Origin of the sequence: Azospirillum sp. BE72 (assembly GCF_031455875.1) — a bacterium.
Classification (GTDB): Bacteria; Pseudomonadota; Alphaproteobacteria; order Azospirillales; family Azospirillaceae; genus Azospirillum.
Window position 1 is genome coordinate 1 of the sequence record NZ_JAVDTO010000028.1, and the last position, 17,887, is coordinate 17,887.

18 protein-coding genes and 2 pseudogenes are annotated in these 17,887 nt (G+C 63.9%); 2 read left to right on the top strand and 18 right to left on the bottom strand.

What is annotated here, in order from left to right; translation table 11 throughout:
• Positions 1-30 precede the first annotated feature (30 nt).
• From J2Y49_RS30995 to J2Y49_RS31025, 7 genes and pseudogenes are all read right to left on the bottom strand, one after another.
• Positions 31-183, bottom strand: coding sequence for a hypothetical protein (locus J2Y49_RS30995; RefSeq protein ID WP_310119530.1), 153 nt, complete (start codon positions 181-183; stop codon positions 31-33).
• A gap of 111 nt (positions 184-294) precedes the next feature.
• A pseudogene (locus J2Y49_RS31000) lies at positions 295-672 on the bottom strand (DDE-type integrase/transposase/recombinase); the annotation flags it as partial.
• 1 nt (position 673) lies between these two features.
• A pseudogene (locus J2Y49_RS31005) lies at positions 674-823 on the bottom strand (helix-turn-helix domain-containing protein); the annotation flags it as partial.
• A 231-nt stretch (positions 824-1,054) separates the two neighbouring features.
• Positions 1,055-1,435: a hypothetical protein gene (locus J2Y49_RS31010; RefSeq protein WP_149228742.1), complete on the bottom strand. Its 381-nt coding sequence runs from the start codon at positions 1,433-1,435 to the stop codon at positions 1,055-1,057.
• 102 nt (positions 1,436-1,537) lie between these two features.
• Positions 1,538-1,699, bottom strand: coding sequence for a hypothetical protein (locus J2Y49_RS31015; protein ID WP_310119531.1), 162 nt, complete (start codon positions 1,697-1,699; stop codon positions 1,538-1,540).
• 140 nt (positions 1,700-1,839) lie between these two features.
• On the bottom strand, positions 1,840-3,192 hold the full coding sequence (tnpC, locus tag J2Y49_RS31020) for an IS66 family transposase (RefSeq protein WP_310119532.1): 1,353 nt from the start codon (positions 3,190-3,192) through the stop codon (positions 1,840-1,842).
• 290 nt (positions 3,193-3,482) lie between these two features.
• Positions 3,483-3,959 carry a hypothetical protein gene (locus J2Y49_RS31025; RefSeq protein WP_149228738.1) on the bottom strand — a complete coding sequence of 159 codons (477 nt, stop codon included), beginning with the start codon at positions 3,957-3,959 and terminating at the stop codon, positions 3,483-3,485.
• Positions 3,960-4,014: 55 nt separating this feature from the next.
• Between J2Y49_RS31025 and J2Y49_RS31030 the strand changes: the two genes are divergently transcribed.
• Positions 4,015-4,245: a hypothetical protein gene (locus J2Y49_RS31030; RefSeq protein ID WP_149228736.1), complete on the top strand. Its 231-nt coding sequence runs from the start codon at positions 4,015-4,017 to the stop codon at positions 4,243-4,245.
• A gap of 444 nt (positions 4,246-4,689) precedes the next feature.
• Here the strand turns inward: J2Y49_RS31030 and J2Y49_RS31035 are convergent, their stop codons facing one another.
• Positions 4,690-9,222 carry a strawberry notch-like NTP hydrolase domain-containing protein gene (locus J2Y49_RS31035; protein ID WP_310119533.1) on the bottom strand — a complete coding sequence of 1,511 codons (4,533 nt, stop codon included), beginning with the start codon at positions 9,220-9,222 and terminating at the stop codon, positions 4,690-4,692.
• A gap of 492 nt (positions 9,223-9,714) precedes the next feature.
• Between J2Y49_RS31035 and J2Y49_RS31040 the strand changes: the two genes are divergently transcribed.
• On the top strand, positions 9,715-10,251 hold the full coding sequence (locus tag J2Y49_RS31040; protein ID WP_194915180.1) for a hypothetical protein: 537 nt from the start codon (positions 9,715-9,717) through the stop codon (positions 10,249-10,251).
• Positions 10,252-10,351: 100 nt separating this feature from the next.
• Here the strand turns inward: J2Y49_RS31040 and J2Y49_RS31045 are convergent, their stop codons facing one another.
• The 10 genes from J2Y49_RS31045 to J2Y49_RS31090 all read right to left on the bottom strand — a co-directional run bounded on the left by J2Y49_RS31045 (position 10,352) and on the right by J2Y49_RS31090 (position 17,522).
• Entirely contained in the window at positions 10,352-11,134 is a 783-nt protein-coding gene (locus J2Y49_RS31045) for an XF1762 family protein (protein WP_310119534.1), read from the bottom strand.
• Positions 11,135-11,380: 246 nt separating this feature from the next.
• Positions 11,381-12,064, bottom strand: a complete 684-nt coding sequence (locus J2Y49_RS31050) for a hypothetical protein (RefSeq protein WP_310119536.1) — start codon at positions 12,062-12,064, stop codon at positions 11,381-11,383.
• 146 nt (positions 12,065-12,210) lie between these two features.
• Positions 12,211-12,441: a DUF4314 domain-containing protein gene (locus J2Y49_RS31055; RefSeq protein WP_310119538.1), complete on the bottom strand. Its 231-nt coding sequence runs from the start codon at positions 12,439-12,441 to the stop codon at positions 12,211-12,213.
• Positions 12,438-12,782 carry a hypothetical protein gene (locus J2Y49_RS31060; protein ID WP_310119540.1) on the bottom strand — a complete coding sequence of 115 codons (345 nt, stop codon included), beginning with the start codon at positions 12,780-12,782 and terminating at the stop codon, positions 12,438-12,440. Before J2Y49_RS31060 ends, J2Y49_RS31055 begins: the two co-directional genes overlap by 4 nt.
• The gene (locus J2Y49_RS31065; protein WP_310119542.1) at positions 12,779-13,600 is read right to left on the bottom strand and encodes a hypothetical protein; all 822 of its coding nucleotides are present in this window, start codon (positions 13,598-13,600) and stop codon (positions 12,779-12,781) included. Before J2Y49_RS31065 ends, J2Y49_RS31060 begins: the two co-directional genes overlap by 4 nt.
• A 280-nt stretch (positions 13,601-13,880) precedes the next feature.
• Positions 13,881-14,465 carry a hypothetical protein gene (locus J2Y49_RS31070; RefSeq protein WP_310119543.1) on the bottom strand — a complete coding sequence of 195 codons (585 nt, stop codon included), beginning with the start codon at positions 14,463-14,465 and terminating at the stop codon, positions 13,881-13,883.
• Positions 14,462-14,878 carry a hypothetical protein gene (locus J2Y49_RS31075; RefSeq protein ID WP_310119544.1) on the bottom strand — a complete coding sequence of 139 codons (417 nt, stop codon included), beginning with the start codon at positions 14,876-14,878 and terminating at the stop codon, positions 14,462-14,464. Before J2Y49_RS31075 ends, J2Y49_RS31070 begins: the two co-directional genes overlap by 4 nt.
• A complete protein-coding gene (locus J2Y49_RS31080) occupies positions 14,878-15,618 on the bottom strand; it encodes a hypothetical protein (RefSeq protein ID WP_310119546.1) in 741 nt (246 codons plus the stop codon). The genes J2Y49_RS31075 and J2Y49_RS31080 overlap by 1 nt, the downstream gene beginning before the upstream one ends.
• A 109-nt stretch (positions 15,619-15,727) precedes the next feature.
• Entirely contained in the window at positions 15,728-16,096 is a 369-nt protein-coding gene (locus J2Y49_RS31085) for a hypothetical protein (protein WP_310119547.1), read from the bottom strand.
• 166 nt (positions 16,097-16,262) lie between these two features.
• Positions 16,263-17,522: an ATP-dependent RecD-like DNA helicase gene (locus J2Y49_RS31090; RefSeq protein WP_247884065.1), complete on the bottom strand. Its 1,260-nt coding sequence runs from the start codon at positions 17,520-17,522 to the stop codon at positions 16,263-16,265.
• Positions 17,523-17,887 lie beyond the last annotated feature (365 nt).

Genomic DNA, 17,887 nt, shown 5'->3' on the forward strand with positions numbered 1-17,887 from the left:
GCCAGCGACTGCACTCGGCTCTCGGCTACATCACCCCGGACCAGGCCGAGCTTCGAGCCGCTTAACCCGGTGTCCTTTCTGCCGGGGGAAGGTCAAGCCGCCCACCAAGGTGGTCAGTACCGAGACCGTTCCCAGGACAATGACGATGCCGAGAATCTTCCCGGCGATGCGCACATTCTTCATTCGCAGTTCCGCCTTGGACTGAGCCCTGTGGTGTCAACGCGCGAGATGGCACCGTCAATTTGTCGACGACTAGGCAGAGTGAAGGCACGGCGGACAGCAGCGGTCTGCTGATTACGCGAACAGCGGCGCGCCGGCGACTGCGGCCCAGACCTGGAACGCCTGGGTGCGAGCCTTCCGATAGTCGGCAGCAGGGCGGTGGTCGCGGCGAAGGTGGAAGAGGTTGGCGATCGGGTCGTGGATGGACAGGAAACGCTGAACATGGCGGGCTGACTTGAAGCGTTTCATCTGCCTCTCGCGTCGTCGGGTCGGTTGGTGGGAGTTTTCGGCACGGTTGTTGAGGCCCTTATGCTGGCGGTGTTCCACTCCCGGCATGATCGTCCGCTTGGCGGCCGCATAGGACTTCAGCTTATCCGTCACCATCACCCGCGGGGCCGAACCCTGCTTCTTCAGCAGCTTGCGGAGCAGGCGCTTGGCCGCCTTGGCATCGCGCGTGATAGAAGTTGCGCCGGATTTCCCGGTGAATGGTCGACCGGTGACGGCCCAAAGCCTCGGCGATCGCCGTCACCGGCATCTTGGCGTCGCGCATATCCTGGATGCGGCGGCGCTCGGCGAAATCGATCTGCGAATAATGCTCACCCATCAGCGCTCACGACCCGTAAAGCCCTGTGATTACAAGAAAGTTGCACTTCAGAATAGAACCTACCGCGCTTACAAGATAAAACGCACATAATCTGTGTTATGGAAATAAACGCCACTCATGCGACATCGCATAATGAACCGACACTATTCCAGATGTAGCTTCGCCATGCGATAAAAAATGGGCCGCTGCATGAAGTCAGCGGCCCAAGTCTAACGAGGACGGTGTGGAATTCTATACAGCAGGCTGCGATAACGCCGGCTGGACGAGCGCAGCGGGCGGGATTGCCCAAGGCCCGGAGGCGAGGTCATCCTCCCAGCGGCCCCATTTGCCAAGGGCCTGGGACACCCGTTCGACGGTCAGGTAGTACGTGTGCCGATCATCCATGCTCAGCTCTGCCGTCCCATCGCGCAGAAACCAGCGCAGATGCTTCGCCTGCCACTGAAAGGGGCCGATCTCGTACTGGCGCCAGATTGACCCAGCGATCTCGGCCGACAGGTACTGGACCAACTCGGCATCAGCGGGGCGCTCCCGGTGAAAGGTGCCCTTCAGAAGTGCTGTGACTTGGCCACGGGCGTGGGCTTCGCTGATTGGGTTGGCGAGGGATTTCCTCATCGGCGCGCTCCCGAGTGTCGAGCCACGACGATACGGTAGAAGGCTTCGCCTGCGCGCCGGAGAAAGGCAGCGGAAATCATCGCCTTTCCGGTCGGTCATCGTTCAGGGGGTTTTGGCGTCAGGCGGCGCGATCAGCTCGTCGGCAAGGTCGAGGACGTCATCCCACTGGGGCCTTGTCGATTTGGACAGGCGATGTCGGACGGCCAGCTGGCCCAGTGTCACCTCCTCGTCCTCGTATTGGATCGGCACGTCTGCGGAGCGCACCAGGGCGCCGGTGATGCCGCCGTCGGCGTGATCCTTCCAGACCAGCAGAGCGAGCCAGCGGTCGCCTGCGGCATTGTGGACCTCGAAGGCGAACAGCTTCTCAGGGGTGATTGCTCACCCGGGTGGCGGCAGCTGAGCCGTTAAGCGACGACGAAAGTGGCGTCGATCAGGTGGCGGATGGCGGTCCAGGCGGACTGGCCTTGGCGGCGCGCGGTTCCGGTGACGGAGCGATAGCCGGCGTGGATGCCCGGCCCCCAGTCGGAGCGGAAGCCGTTGGTGACCTTGCGGAAGATCACGGACGGGCGGATCTCCTGCTCACTGCCGTTGTTGGTGGGCGGGACGCGGCGGTTGCTGAGGAAGACGAAGAACTTGCCGCGCCACGCCTTGACCTGGCGCTGCAACTCGCGTCCGGCCGGATGGGCGGCGGGCACCCCGAGCAGGGCATCGAGGCGGCGTTCGGCCTTGGCGGCGTAGGCAGCCAGCGTGCTGTCCTTCAGGCCCGGTCTTCGCTTGCCGACGCGGATCGCCCAACGCAGGTGATCGCGGATCTTCGGCGCCACCACGCTGTCGCCGCAGTCGATGGCGTATTGCACGTCCCTCAAGACGTGCGCCAAACACACTTGATGGACCCGCCCGAGTTCCTGCTGGCCGGCGTAGCGGTCGGAGATCCAGACTTCGGGCTGGTGGTCGCCCAAGACTGCGGCGGCGACCGCCCGTCCCCGGCTGGGGGCGATGGTGTGCAGCACAGCGTCGTCGGACTGGAACACCCACTGCCAGTGGGTCACGCCGTTGACCCGTGTCGTCGTCTCGTCCGAGGCGATGACGGGGGCCGTCAGGAGCTTGGCCTTGATCGCCGCGCAGGCGGTGTCGAACGCAGAGCCCATGCGGCGGAAGGCATTGGCGATGGCACCTTCGGAGATGGTCAGCCCGAACACCTCCTTCAGCAGGCGTGACAGCCGCTCGAAGCCGACATGATGGCTGTGATGCAGGTAGGCCAGCAGCGAGCGGATCCCCGGACCGAACGGCGTTCCCGGCGGCATGGCGGCGGGCGGCGCGGCCCGGTAGCGCCGACCGCACTGCCCACAGCGACCGCCGAACAGCTCCACCCGCGTCACCACCGGGCGAACCTCCGGCAGGTCGATGTGATCGTAGCGGTGTCGACAGCGCTGTGCCGCCGGCGCCAATGCCGCTTGGCAATGCGGGCAGTTCTCGGCCAGGCAGCGCTCGGTGCGATCGGGATCAGGCGCCAGCGGCCGCGCGACACCGGGGCGCGATGGCCGTGGTTTGCGCCCCCGCTTCGCCTTGCGGGCCTTGCCCCCGGGGCCATCCTGGGACGGCGGGATATGCGAGTTCGCCGAGGTCTTCTTCGGCTTGCCGATCAAGGCTTCCAGTTCGGCCACCCGCGCCGCCAAGCGTTCGATCAGCGCCGCCTGCTCGAGCAGCAGGGCGTCCTTCTCGGCGTCACTCAGGCGATAGCGCGGCGGAACCGTCATGGAGATGTTGACTCATATCCCGAGTCGCCGCGCAACAACCCGATCGCCAGCCACCCCCAATGCGCGGGTGGCCCGGCCGGCAGCGTGCGCTCAGCCAGCCCCGTGAGCAATCACTCTCAGGGCCAGGGCGTTCGGTGCCGGCCCAGAGTCCCTCCCCTGCATCCCCGATCATCTCGTGCACGAAGCTGCCGTAACCGGACAGTGCGGCCAGCAGGGCGGCCAGATCGTCTTCGAACGGGCGCATGGCGTTCTTGGTGTTTAAGCTGGACAACGACAGATCTCCTTGATGCTCACGCGCCACGGCGGGGGCGCGGGTGGATGAAGGGTTGGGCGACCGCGTGAGGAACGAACACCATCGCTATGTCCCTCTTGCCGTCGCGGTGCCGTCGGTGAATGCGATGCAGGCCGTCGATGACCTGCGTGGTGCCGCCTGCCATACCGACGGTGAGGATCGGCACCTCAGCTTCGGCGGGTGTCATGGTGGCGATCCGGCGTTCATCGCGCTCGAAGAGGGCGACATGGGTCAGCAGCGCCTGATCCAATGGGACCAGCTCAGGGGGGAACTTGGACGGTGCGGAGCGCACCAGCGCCAGCAAGCCCTCAACATCGTAGATCTGATCCTCGAAGATGAAGCTGCGGCCGGTGATCTCGGGGATGTCCTCGTCCAGCACCAGAGCCCGGTGCCGCTCCTCCAGGTGCCGGCGCAATCCGTCCTCCGTCTTGTACGGACGCCGGCACTGAGGACAGATCAAGTTGCTCGTGAGCATGGTTGAACCTCGGGTGTGATGACGGTTCCGGCCCGTACCCCAGCCGGAGAAGGTGTTGTGCCGCGACGCCGGGCGCGGCCTGGATGAGCCGCACGATGAAATCGTGGTCTTCCTGCCCATCCAGCAACTCCACCGGCAGAGCGCGTCCCAAGCGCAGATGCGAAAGCAGGAGTTCGCGCCAGTCCGCTGCGGCCTGTTCGATGGTTCCGGCGTCGGTGTCCGACCGGGAGGCCCCCAGCCGGCATTCGAGGAAGCCGTCGAGAGTTGGAAGCGGCGGCTCGGTTGACCTCACCCCCTCTGCCGGAGGCTTGGGCCTGACCAGGGCGAGGAAGCGTAGGAACGCGACCAGCTCTGTCGATGACGCGGCGGCAAGCCTCTCCTGACGGCTGATCGTGGACCGCGCTACCGGTGTGCCGCCCAGGAAGTGCAACAGCGCCGCCATGCCAAGCTGGGATTCGATCCCAAGTGCCTTGCGCAGGGCTCGTAGCTCAGGCCCGCTGGCCTGCCCCAGGCCGTAGTTCGTCGCCATGTTTCGTATCCATTCCTATCCAGGGTCGGGGTGCGATCCTGGCCGGCTCCCCTGCCCTCCTCGCCTTCCCGCCGCACTGGCGTTCGACCGCGACATTGGAGGGACGGAGGTGGCGGAGAGGGGGCGAGTTGATTCCCTCCCCTGCTCCTTCGGGGAGCCGGCGGAACCTGCCCGAAGTGCCGGACAGGTTCCTTTCCTGACTTAGGCCGCTTCCGCTGCGTCGGCGTCGTCCTCAGCCACCGGCGCTACCCGGAGAAGCGCGGTCATCACCGACGCATCGGCGGTCGGGACGAAAAGGCGCGTCGCGTACTGGACAATTTCGCGCCGGCAGCCAAGGTCGGCCAGACGCTTGATATCCGACGGCTGGAACCCAACGACCTCGATCCGATACTCGCCGTTGACGCGGGCGCGCTTGAGCTTCCACCCGTTCACCAGATCCAGCCGCACATCGGTAAGAACCGCGTCAATGGCCTCTTCCGGGGTCCAGGCCGTGTTCAGATCGGCGCCCAGCTTCGCCAGGGTGGAACGCACGCGTCCGGGATGGATCAGGCGACCAAGGTACTGAGCGCCCGTTTCGTCGATCACGCGGAAGACCCGGCCCCCGGCATCCAGGCGGTCCCAGACAGGGAGCAGAACGCCGCAAATGAGGTTCAGATCGTAGCCTTGCAGCTCCTTCGTCGCCCTTGCCTGTTCCAGCCACAGGCTTTCGGCTTCGCTGCTGGACAGGATGGCGAAGGCCTTAGCTGATGACAGGTTACGAGCTTCCTCGAAGCGTTCCGAGTAGGGGCCGATAAGCCGGACTTGCGCTATCACGTTGCCCGATTCATCGGTCCGAGCGCGGGCCGTGGCGACCGCGAACACCGCCCCCGTGGCGATCTCGCGGACGAAGCCGGTAACCTCCCGCCGCTTGCCACCCATCCGTCCGTCGGCAACGGCATGGAAGGACCGGGGCGTGCGGCGGTGCCATGCCCGGAGGTGAACGTAGTAGGTTTCCGCCTTGGACGACGGCTCGACGTACACAGTCCGCGGCGGGCTCACCACTTCGATGCGATCCGCCCGGTATTCCTCGACACCCTGGTTATAGATCCCGGCATCAATCGCCGCCTGAACGTGCTCATCAAGGCGATCTTGGAATTCATCGAAAAGCGCGTTCTGGTCGGCCACCTTCAACGCCAGCAGGCGGTTAAGGAATTGGCGCACCGGAGGGAAGCTGTTGCGAGTGAGGTTCCCTTCCCTATCGGTCAGCCGCAGCCCCAGTTTGCGCTCAAACTCGGCCATGGTGAGTCCGGCAATCGTGCCGCCAATGTGCAGTTCGAGGATGATCTGATTGATTGCCGCCGTGCCGTATTCGCCTTCCAGATTGTCCCGCTCCGACATCAGCCCTTGGCTGCCGGTGTCGCGCTGCCCCTTCGTGAGAGCGCCAAGCGCTCCCAGCCGGCGGGCGATGGACGTAATAAAGCGCAGTTGGCCGCGAAGATTGGTCGTGACCAAGATGTATTCCGGGGCCTGCGCTTGATCGGAGCGGTGGGTGCGACCCAGGGCCTGGGTGCATTCTTTCGCATTCCACCCCGCCTGCAGCACGTAATGACGGCGCAGACGACGGTTTGGGATTTGATTGGACGCGTGAAAATCCACGCCCGTGTTGGCGGCATTGCTGAAAATCAGAATGCGCTTATTGTCGTTGGCGAACGCTTCCATGTCGGCGAGCCGGGCGCCCTCGCTCCGGGTTTGGATCTGGCGCGTCGGCAGACCGGTTTCCGGATCGGCCAGCGTTACAACCCGGCGGGAGCGGCCCGTAATCTCGGCCACTGTCTCCACGCCGAAATGGTCGATGATGGCTTCCAGCGGCCCGTGCGGCACCTTGAGGCAGCCGACGCGGGCCAGCATGTCGTCACGCATCTTGACCGCTTCGGCACACACGACGCGGTTCCCGGCTTCATCGATCACAGGGCGGGTCCGCGTGTTGCCCTCTTCGTCGGTGTATTCCTCGTAGGCGTGGATGGGGAACGACGCCTCCAAATACTGCATCAGAATGTCACGAGGCGTCAGGTCCAGATCATCGAGAGCTTCCATGGCGCCCTCCTTGGACAGGGCGCGTTCCTGCTGGGCTTCCAGGGTATTCACCAACTGGACGACCACGGCATGACCGGCGGCAATGTCGCGCTCCATTTCGCGGACGGCCGTCGGCAACTGCATAGACGTCAGGACTTGGTTCCAGAAGCGCTGGTTGGACCCCCAGAATGCCGACAGGGCGGCGCTGCGGGCGCCGGCGTCTGACTTAGAACCCGCCGAATCCATGGCGGCATCGAGGTTGGAAAGCACGACTTGCCAGGCATCAGCCAAGGTATCGTAGGTTTCCAATTGAGCCGGAGCCAGTTCGTGAACCAGGCGCTCGAACTTCACGTCGGCGTACGACAGCGAGCGGGCCGAGAACAAGCCCATGGCCTTCAAATCGCGCGCGACAATCTCCATTGAGGCTACGCCGCCAGCCTCAATGCGGGATACGAAAGCCTCTTTGGTTGGAAACGGGGTGCCCGGCCCATAGATGCCGAGGCGATCAGCGAAGCAGAAATTGCGCACCTCGGATGCCGCGGTGGCGGAGATATAAACAACACGAGCCTTTGGGAGCAGACGTTGAATGTCGATTCCCGCCAAGGCCGTTTGAGACGCTTTCGTGCGACCCCTCTCACCCTTTTCGTCCATGGCGTTGCCCATTTTGTGGGACTCGTCCATTGCAAGAACGCCCTCAAAATCGGAGCCCAGCCAGTCGACGATCTGCTGAACCCGGGATTTACCGGGGCGGTTCGACCGCAGTTCTCCGAACGAAACGAGCATCACGCCATGCGGCGCCTTCACCGGCTCCCCCGCCGGGGTGGCGCGCAAGGGGAACACCAGGGCCGGATCGCCGCCCAGAGCCTTGAAGTCGCGCTTGGCAGCCTTCAAGAGTTTGGTGCTATCCTTTGTCAGCCAGACATGGCGTTGAATGCCCTTGTGCCAGTTATCCATAATAACTGCGGCGATTTCGCGCCCTTTGCCCACCCCTGTTCCATCGCCGATGTAATAAGCACGGCGCCACGGGACGCCATCCGTATGTGCTTCCAGCCATTGGGCGTGCGCTTGGCCTGCGTAGCAAACGACTTCCAGCTGTGCAGCCGAGATTTTCCCCCCCGCAATCACCTCTTCCGGGAAGCTGGGCACATACCAGATTTCCGGCGGCGTGACCGCCGACATGGCCCAGCTTTCCACGAGCTTTCCCGGATGCGGGGCCGGCGTGGGCAGGCCCAGCTTGGCAGTGTCCAGGCGGGCCGGACGATAAGCGGCAAAGCGGCTGTCCGCGCCGTCACCGTCGTCGTCCACCTTGGACGTGCGGCGCACCGGGGCCAGGAGGCGGATAAGCTGTTCCAGGGTGTCCGCCTGCCCAATGACGGGCGCGGTGTTGTTCGCCGGAACCTTGTCGATCACCACGACGCGGGTTTCGATAGTGGTTCCGTGAGCTTTGTAGAGCGCACCCCCCACAAGCAGGTTGGCACGCACAGCGTATTTGGAGCGGATGCGCGTGATCCAGGAACCCCGATTGCCGGCGGCTCCGGTGTTCTTGCCGGTGATGCAAACGAGACGGCCACCGTCCGGGAGCAGCTTTAGCGCGGCCTCGACGTGTTCGCCGGCCACCGAGAGGTCCTTTTTGTCGCCCGTGCGGATCGACCGGCTAAAGGGCGGGTTCATGAGAACCACGGTAGGCGTCAGCTTTCCCGCAAAGATGTTGTGGACCTGTTCGGCATTCTCCCCGGTGGGTTCGTAGCCGAGCGCCCGCAGAACCAGCTTGCGACGGTTGGCGATCTCGTTGACGTGGACCTTGGCTCCGGCATTGGAGGCGTGCACCGCAAGCCCCCCGTTCCCGGCGCTGGGCTCAAACACAACATCGCCCGCGGTCACGCCCGCAGCCCAAGCCAAAGCGTATGCGTAGGCGGGAGGCGTCGAGAACTGTTGCAGCGCCAGCATTTCGCCATCGCGGCGGGTCTGGGTGGGGAGCCGAGCCGCCGCCGTCTCGATTTCCGAAGCGATGCGAACAGCGCTGTCCGCGTCAACGTCCAGGGTCCAGACGGCAGAGTTGGCGCGAATGTGGCGGTTCATCGCCAGCTCCGACGCCTCATAGGCGTCCTTGGCGACGTAAGCGCCAGCGCCCATGGTTCCGCCGAACGCTTCGTCGGCCAGCTTGAAAAGCTCCGCCGACGACATGGCCACCCCGGCGGTGATCCGTTCCAGGAGGCGATCGGCAAGCAGCGCGTAGCCGCTCACCATCGTTTCGTCGGAAGCCGCCGATGCGGGCGGCGGAGGCTCGTCCGGGGCGCTGTCGTTGGCCGGGGGGTTCCACGCCATTGCGGCCAGCGCCGAGGCATCCAGCGTGCGCACGGTGGACGCCTGTTGCGCCAGAAGATCGCGACGGTACTTCACCACGCCCACGATGCCAGCATTCTCATTTGCGAGCTTGAGCAGCACCTTACGCAGGTATTCGCCGGCGGTGTTCAGAACGGGCATTGGCGAAGCCGCATGGGCGGGGTCCACAACAAGAACCTCACACCGAATGACCTCGACGTTGAGAGCCGTGAACATGCCGGCGGGCGTGCAGCGAACCTCGATGCCGAAGCCGCGAGGCAGTGTGCCAGCCTGGACGGCGGCGCCAACGCTGGAACGGTAGCGGTTCATGACAAGCGAAAAGTCGGGAGCGGATTGCATGCGGGAGCCTCTGCGGGCGGAGTGTGGGGAACACAGCGCCGTTATATCGTACAGAGCGCATCATGGCAACAATAAATGAAGCGTAACGCTACAGTTTGATAGATGAGATCTATAAACTCAAGGTTCGTCCAATGTCGCGGTTGGACACTGAGCCGGTGTAAAGCCTCTCAGGTTGAAAGGAAGCAGGAAGTATGTCTCTCGAAACACTTGATGTCCCAGTTAGACGCTGGCTTGCCCGGTTATTCCTGGTTGGGAAGCTGCTGGTAGCGCCAAAGTGCAAGCTGCGTCAGATCTGGCGCAGGTCACGCACGGGCGAAGGCGGAAGAGCATCACCCAGCGGCAGCGGCAGCTAGTCGTCTGCAGCCCAGAGAACCGCCGCGGCGACTGCGGCAATCTCCGCAACTCTCCATCGCGTGCTCTGGAAATCGCCTCTCATGGAACCGCTTGTCTGAGCCTCCGTTCAGATGAGGGCGTTAACCCCAGGATGGAACTATGTCGTCTTCGCATCGCAAGATCATGATCAACAGGGCACCGGTGTTGACGCTGTGGGCTACAGTGGTCGCGGAACGGCTTGGTCTGGACCATGATGAAGCTCTCACCATGGGCAAGGCGCTATCGGGCCTCACAGCGCATGCCAAGGGCGTCCGGCTGGGAATTTTCGAGCCGACCCCAGAGACGGTGAGCGATCAGCGCAAGGCGCTCCAAGATGGCGACGAGATCCACCTCCACCTCATGGGACGGTCGATCCCCACCGTGCACACCAAGGACGGCTTGCGTGCGGTCCGTCAAGGCAAGCCGATCACGCCGGCGAGCGTGAACCGGTACTTGGCCGGGAAGTTTGGGGACGACCTGGAGGATGTGCGTCAGGCCATGACGGTGCTGGCCCACTCATTGCCACCGGCGGACCTCGCACGGCAGGCGTTCCGGATGTATGAGGCGTTCCGGCCCGACGTGAAGGCTGGCACCGCCGGCTGGGGCGCCGAGGGCGAGTTGGACTTGGCGAAGCTCGCCCCGGCTGCCCGTTCGTGACGGACGATATGCGCTCTGCACGGTCGGTCTCTCCGTGTCGTGCTTCGACGCAGAGGAGCCGCGGCGAGCCCGGCGTGCAGAGTATGCATGCGCCGCTCCCTCAGTCTTGGAGTGCCGGACGTGCCGCCTTGAGGTCGCGTGCCCAGCGGACCTTCGGTACCAGGGGCGTCTTGTCGACCCTCTGGCGGCTCCGGCTGTTCCAACTCTTCGGTCGGGTTACATGCTCGGGTTTCCAGCGGGCGTAGCGGAGGCTCATGCCGGATTCCGTCGAGAGCGTGTATGTGATTATGCGGTCGAACCCCCTCCGAGCAGCCTCAGAGGCCGCCCAGGCATAAAGGGTCGAGCAGGCCTTGTACCGAAGCGTGTCCGGCAGGCTCCTATCAACGCACAGCCGGTTAACCTCCACCCAGGTCGTCTGCGGCAGCATCCGAGCTACCGGGCGCCCAACGGAAACGACGCCCACCAGCGTGTGTCCATTCCAGACGCCAGCCCCATAACGCCAACAGACCGGAGGCGGGCAGTGATCGTGGTGGCGCTGGACGAAGGCTTTCATCCTGGAAAAGGCGATGGGCGCGACTTCCAGCTCGCAATCCAAGAGCAGCTGCCCGTCCTGATCGGCCACCCGACGCAGCCGCTCAGCGCCCAAGTGCTCCGCCGCTTGCAGGTTCTGCAGCAGGGCCGTGCGGAAGTCCGGATCGGCCATCTCATAAGCCAGTTCCTCATAGAGCAGATGGCAGCAGGTCGAGATCATGAAGGAGTGATCCGACCAGATTTCGGCCAGTTCCACGACCTGCGGCTCGCCGCAATGGATGCATGTCGGGATGGTGTAGTCGCGGTCGAAGTCGATGGCGAGCTGGCGATCAGCCTTGGAAAGCATGTTCATTGGCAGAGTCCGGGTGTAGCGGCGGCTGTGTGGCGGCGCTCTGGTGTCTGGGGCGGACGATGATGGCTAGAGCAGCGCGATGGCGCGGAGGCCCGTGAACCACCAGGTGGTCGCGGCCCTGATCGGCTTGAGGTCACGGAGACGGGTGACGGACAGGGCGCGAAACAAGAGCGAGCGAGAGGGCCTGCACTCCGGCCGACGGGCCGGCCGTTTAGGTGACGAGATTGCTGCGATAGATGCCGGCCCTCACGGCAGCAGCTCCACCTTGTCGAGCCGGGTCACGCAAGTGTTCCAGTACGACTTCCACACCCCGTCCGGAATGAACCAGGAGTAGGGGCTGTTCGGGTAGCTGCAGCTCTTGCACTCGCCTGCGAACGGTGGGGTCGACAGAGTTCCGGTCATCCCCTCCGTGCTGGACAACGAGAAGCCAGGCTCCCGATGGACCACGCGTATCCGGGTGCCCGGCGTCTTTGGGGGAAGCCGGAGCAGCACGAACCAGTCGCTGGTTCCCGGCCCATCATGGCCGGAGAACACATGGGTCCAACCAGGGGTGAGCGGCACCTCGCCCTTGACTGGGATGGCGTAGGGATGCCTGCCGAGAATGAGGTGCCAGGGCTGAACGGGCGCACCTTCCATAGCGGCATAACCGCTCTCCTGTCGGACGGCGGCGACGCACTCAATTGGAGGCACATCCGCGATCAGTCCCGCGCGGCGGAGGACCGCCAAGCCGCGCGCCGACACCGGCCAGGGCTTGCCGTCGCGCTCGTAGTAGGCGGGCTTCACCAAGATGCCCGTGCTGTGGAGGTCCAGCAGGCGGTCTGGCGGTACCGTGCCTGTGCCGATGATGGAGCAGGCGGGATCAGCATGGATCGCCGCGAGCGTGTCCAACTCGGCAGTGCACAGGATCGGGAGAGGGGATATGACGACCATGGAGTGCTCCGGTGTCGCGGTCGGATTCCCGGTGCGGGAATGGCTGCAAGCGGGGGATGCAGGTGCCGCTGGTGGGCTCAGGCGCTGGCTCCCAGCGTCAAGGAGCCAAGGACGGGGGCGCGATCCAGGGAACGCGCCCGCAGCGGCTAGGCGATGATTTCGAACTCGTCTTCCGGCAGGGCGAGCATCAGGGACCTGCCATTGTCCCAGTGGACACGGATTTGCCCATGCCCCGGTGTCCCGAAACTGAACATGTTCACGCCTTTGACCGTGCCGGTGGCTCCCGGCTCAATCGGACAGGGATCGGGACCCATCTTAACCAGGCGGATGCGGTCCCCGGCCTCGGGCAGATCATCCGGCGCGATGGCGGCACTCATACCGTGTCTCCCTTGCTCAGCTCGGCCTGGAGGGCCTCGTCGGACTTGTCCGCGCAGGATGGGCACTCGCCATCGTAGGCGTCATCGCTGGACGCGCCGCGGCCATGGCAGGTGCGGCAGACGTCTTCATCCTCATCGTCGTCCCTGGGGGGCGGCCCGCCGGCGATGGTGCAGTTCGTCTGCTCTGGCTGCGGTGCGCTGAGGTCGGTGCCGGTGATCGCAGTGTCGACAATGTTCGGGCCGTCCGTGTCGGACGGTGCCCTGAGCGCCTTGTGCAGCGCCGCGGCCGTCACGGTGTCCGGCGCATCGATGTTGGTCCCGAAGCTGACGCGCGGCATCATGCGGCTTCCTTGTTGCCGCTCACCTTTGCGAGCAACCTCGTGATGTCCCGCTCCAGCCCAATAAAGTCGTCGACCTGTGGGGTCGGCGTCTTGTAGCCGGCCATCGCGGCGATAGTGGGTAGCGCGTCGGTCAGCAGAGCGAGCATATGCGGCAGGTGAACCAGCATGGCGCGGCCGTCCGCGCTGTCGAACACCGCGCGCTCGGCCTCGGTGAGGAAGCGCATGCCGTTGTCCTCCAACGAGAAGCCATCGGGATCAACGTCCCTCTCCTGGCCGTCGGACATGGACACGACGCGGTAACCGTCGGCGCTGCTGGCATCCACCTTCCAGCCATCGATCAACGTGCCGTCCTTGAAAGCCTGTTCGGCGGCTTTGCGCGCCAACGCGGCCAGAGCCTCCTCGTCCGTGTCCGCCGGCACCACAAGGGCCACCGTCGAGCGGCCATAGGCCTGCATGGTCATGGCATACTCCACGGAAAGCGATACCGTGCGAGTAGCCCGCGCCCCGGCAACCAGTTCCTCGGTCAGAAGGTCGAGGTCTGCGAGTCCGAAAAAGCTCTGCAGGTCGGCCGCGTCCACATCCACCTCATAGGGGCCGCTGTGGGCGTTCAGTTCGGCGGTGCCTTCGGCCAGGAAGTCGTTATCCGGACTGTCGGGAAGAGCCCGAATTTCATCGGCGCTCAGTTCCAGCACCTTGTTGGTCACGTCGATCCGGCTCGCGCCGTCGATGTCCACGGCGTGATCATTGACCCAGGCCTGCGGTCGGAACGTCGCGAACAGGCGCTTGTCGATAGAGGTGGCCGCAATCGGAGCGGTCATGGCGGTGGCCAAAACTACGGGTGCAGGCATAGCTGCGGTCGCCTTGTATGTTGGGGAACGAGGTAAATGTATCGTACACAGCGCATAGCGCAACCCAAAAAAGCAGCGCGCGCTGGGATTGTTTATCGTTATTCTGGATCTCTACGAAGTCTGGCTCTGACGCAGAGTGAAATCTGTGGTTCCAATTGTCTATGTGGGACAACGAACAACAAACACCATCGGCCACGCCTTGGAAGACGTGGCCGATGTAATTTCGCCTTTCGCCCGCGATTACCGGGTTCTAGCCCGTCGACGGTTGGGCGAGCAGCGCAAGTGCTCCCTCCCCTCTTTCTGTGAGTGCCCACGGTTCAAGCCACGCTCTCTTGCCCGGCGAGTGCCGGACGACGCCCAATGCAGCGAGGGTCCGGGCCAGACGCCAACGGCTGTTCCGCTCCCGGCCCCAGACAAGCGGTGCCGAGGGATCAGCCTGGATCGCGGCCAGGGTGCGGAGCTGCTCAGCGTCCAGCACCGGTCGCCACGGAGCATCGGGATCGAACGGCTCCAGCTGGCGCAATTCCATCATGCGCTCGCGCGGTTTGCGCTCACGCCCGATGGGAGGGAACTCGACATAGCAGTGGTCATCGAAAGGTGATCCGCAGAGACGCCGGATTGTCCCAGCGCGGCCGGTCATATTGTCTCCCATGACTCGGCTGTCGTAGGTGCAGACGACGCAGCCACCCTCCCGAAACCAGTTGGCCGCTTCCGCGTAACGGGCTTTACGGTCCTTCGTGCAGAACCCGAGGCAAGCGCCAGTCTTGCAGCGGCCGTCGGAGCAATAATCCACTGCATCAGGCGGCTGGTGACGGGCAAAACGGGAGCCGGTCATTCGGCCAGCCCCTCGCGCTGGCTCCGTGACCGCACACCGAATTGCTCGAAGCTCATGCGCGTTCCGCCGATGGTGCAGAGCCGCCCATGCACCACGCTCTGGTCGACACCGTAAGCACGAGCCTCCTGCAGAACCTCTCGGTAGATCTGCCGATCCAGCGTCGGAGCGGCTTGGCCATCGCGCCAGATAAGGAAGTGGCCGATCCGCCAGTCCCGCGTCACGCGCCGGCCAAGCGCCCCGTCGTACACCCGGCGTCGGGTGACGACGACGGCTACGAGCCAGCGGCCTTCAACAAGGGCGTCGGGTGCCGCTATCCATGACGCCAGTGCGGCCCGCGTAGCCGTCGGCTCGACCATCGGCATGTCGTCGCCTGGAAGGTACCAGACAGGGGATGAGGGGCTCTGCATCGCCATCAGTCCTCCGCTTTGCGCAGTCTGGCCGTCATGGCGTTCCAGTTCGCGAAGTGCGCAGCCGCTGTGACACCGAAGGGCCGCTCCGTCACATGCCAGTCCAGCCAGTCATCCGTCTCACCGGGAACCGGGTGCGCGCAGCCGAACTGCTCGGCCCAGGCCTTTGCATCGTCGAGCAGCTTCGTTTCCCACTTGGTGCCCTTAGGAGCCTTCGGGTGGGTGGCGTAGCCATTGGGACCGCCCTGACCGCGATTGTCGGCGAGTAGAACCGGCTTGCCGTCATAGGTGATCGTCGCCGTAAAGCACGGCGTCTCCTCGCTCAGAGCCTTGACCTCGCGGTAGTTCGTGACGGCCCATCTGTCCATGTCCGAGGGAGGATCAACCGGCAGGGGGTGGTTGGACCGGTGGTAGAGGTAGGCCGGACCACGGCTTTCCTGACGCCCCCCATCCAGGACGACGACGACGTTCTCTCCGCCCTTGCTGACGACGCCGTACACCATCGCCCCCTCATGTTCGTATTCGACACGGGCTCCCTTCTCGAGCGTCAGGTTTGCCATGAAATCGTGCAGCTTGGACGGGATGGGCACCTTGGACGGGGTGAAGACGGCGGGACCGCCGGTGAAAACTTCCAGATCGTCGGTGACGACGGAAACCTTGGCCGCGACCTTGAACACAACGGCGTTTACCGTCTTCTTGGTCTTCGGGTGGGTCAGGCAAACGCGGTCGCCCTTGCTGTGTGGCATGGTGCGGTTCTTTCCAGGGATGAGGGGCTGTTGGGCGGTGTGGGGAGCGGTGGGATGCGGTCGGCGGCTGGCGTTCGGGATGGGAAAAGGAACAGCCGCCAACCGGCTCTTACACCGGGCGAAGAGAGGATTTTTCGAACGACTTAAGCCGGACCGAGGCGGGAGCGCCGGTCAAGGCGAGGCCAGAGTGGGGTCGGCGACGGACGCTGAAAGGTTCAAGGCCGGGCGGCACAACGGTATCCATCACAAGGCGGAAGTCCGCCACCGGCAGGACGATCTCCTCGCGCGTGTCTTCCAAAACCACGCGGCCAAACCTCATACCGTCTTTGGTGTCGAAGCTGCTTTTCAGAATGCAGCGCCGCCCTTGGTGTTGGCCTTCCTCAATGATCCAGCGAATGTTCGTGGTTTGCCAAAGCGGGAGCTTCTGCGGGCCGAAAAGGTCGGATTGAGAGCCGGGCGGCGGATGAATAGTAGGCATTGGAGCCTCGGACGTGTTTGGGGAACACAGCAAAGATATCGTACACAGCGCATGACTGCAACGAAATAATGCGCCCTGTACGATAGATTTCGCGGGCCGAAGCTGGTACAAGCCTTGGCGTTTTCGCTGTGCTGGTAGGACGAGGAGCGGCGCGGGTTCGTGTAGATCAGGCAGCGAGCTGCAATTCGCAGTCATCGAACACCGGCATATTCCACCGGCCGCCAAGGTCTTCTCTCAGGAGGAGCACCAGTTCGTCGCTGGCGCGAGTGACCGCGGTATAAAGCCAACGCCAGCGGTCATCGCGAAAGACGCGCGAGTCATCAATGACCGTCACGCTGTCCCATTCACTGCCCTGTGCTTTGTGGACAGTTAGGACATAGCCAAAGTCGAATTCCTCAATACCTTTTCTAACCTTAGGGCGGGTGATGCTGTGATTAAAGTGCTGTTGGAACATCCATGGTGACGTGGGTAGGTCTTTGCGCCTTTTCGCCTCATCCTCAATCAGGACCGAAAGGTTGAAGACGCCCTCCCCTTTCTCAAAGCCCTGCTCGGCGTCGGCCGTCATGATGCCCATCATGCCGTTGAATAGCGCTGCGTCGCGGTTGTTCTTGCAGCACATGACGGGCTCCCCCCGCATTGGCATCGGGCCGGAGAACCCGTGCAGCGCACGCAGGCGGCTCGTGTAGGCAAAGCGGACTTTGTGAACCCCGCACAGCGTCTGCGTTGTACGGCGGGCGACGAGGCGCTGGGTCTGGGGAGTGAGCGGGAGAACGTGGGCCGAGCCGGCGGACCCGAAACGGCGCGGCAGCTCGCCATTGCGGATCATGGTCGCCAGCCGGATGATCGGGCTTTCCTTGGCCTGCCGGTGGATCTCGCGCAGGAGGAAATCGGGGGCGGTCTTCGTAAATGCGCCGGCGCCGCTTACGGGCGGAAGCTGGTACGGATCGCCGAGGACCAACACCTTCTTCCCGAACATCAGGATGTCATTGGCCAGCCGCTCGTCGATCATCGAGCATTCGTCCAGCACGATCAGGTCCGCCTCTGCGGCCGGCCCGTCGATACGGGAAACGAAGTAGATTTCCCCCGTCTCCTCGTCCTCGCGGGGTTCGTAGATCATCTGGTGGATGGTCGTCGCGTCCTTGACCCCCTTCTTGCGCAAGATGTGCGCAGCCTTCCCGGTGTAGGCACCGGAGGCTACCTTCTTGACCTTGTTCCGCTCTTTGAGGCGTTCGATCACCTTGTTGGCCGTGTACGACTTGCCGGTTCCAGCGCCACCGCCGAGAAAGTAAACCTGGGGAGCACGCTTGTCGCTGTACCAGCCTTCAATCGCACGGATCGCACCGAACTGTTCGTCGCTGGGCGAGGTCTCATCGTAAGTGTTTTGCGGGATCATCGCGGCGGCCATTCGTTTGACCAAGGAGAGCATGGTAGGGGCTCCGTAACGACTCAATGAATTTAAGCCCGTTACGGGCTTTTCCGCAAGGCGCGAAAGCAACGACTGCGAGAAATATTGCTCTCCGTCCGAGTAAAACGGTAGAATAGCGCTCCCTGCCCTTCCGATTTCCTACCCGGACAATGAAGCTCAAGAACCTCGCCTTGCCCGCCATCGCCCTACTGACGCTTGCGGGATGCACGCCGCTCGTGGTCCTAATGACGCCGTCACCGCCGCCTGGCCTGCGGTCGTCAGACCGGCCGCCGGCAGAAGTGAAGCGTCAAGTGCCTGCCTCCGCCGGCCAGGATCAGGCCCCGGTCCAGCATCCCATCCGGTAGGAGAAAACAGTGGCTAGAGGC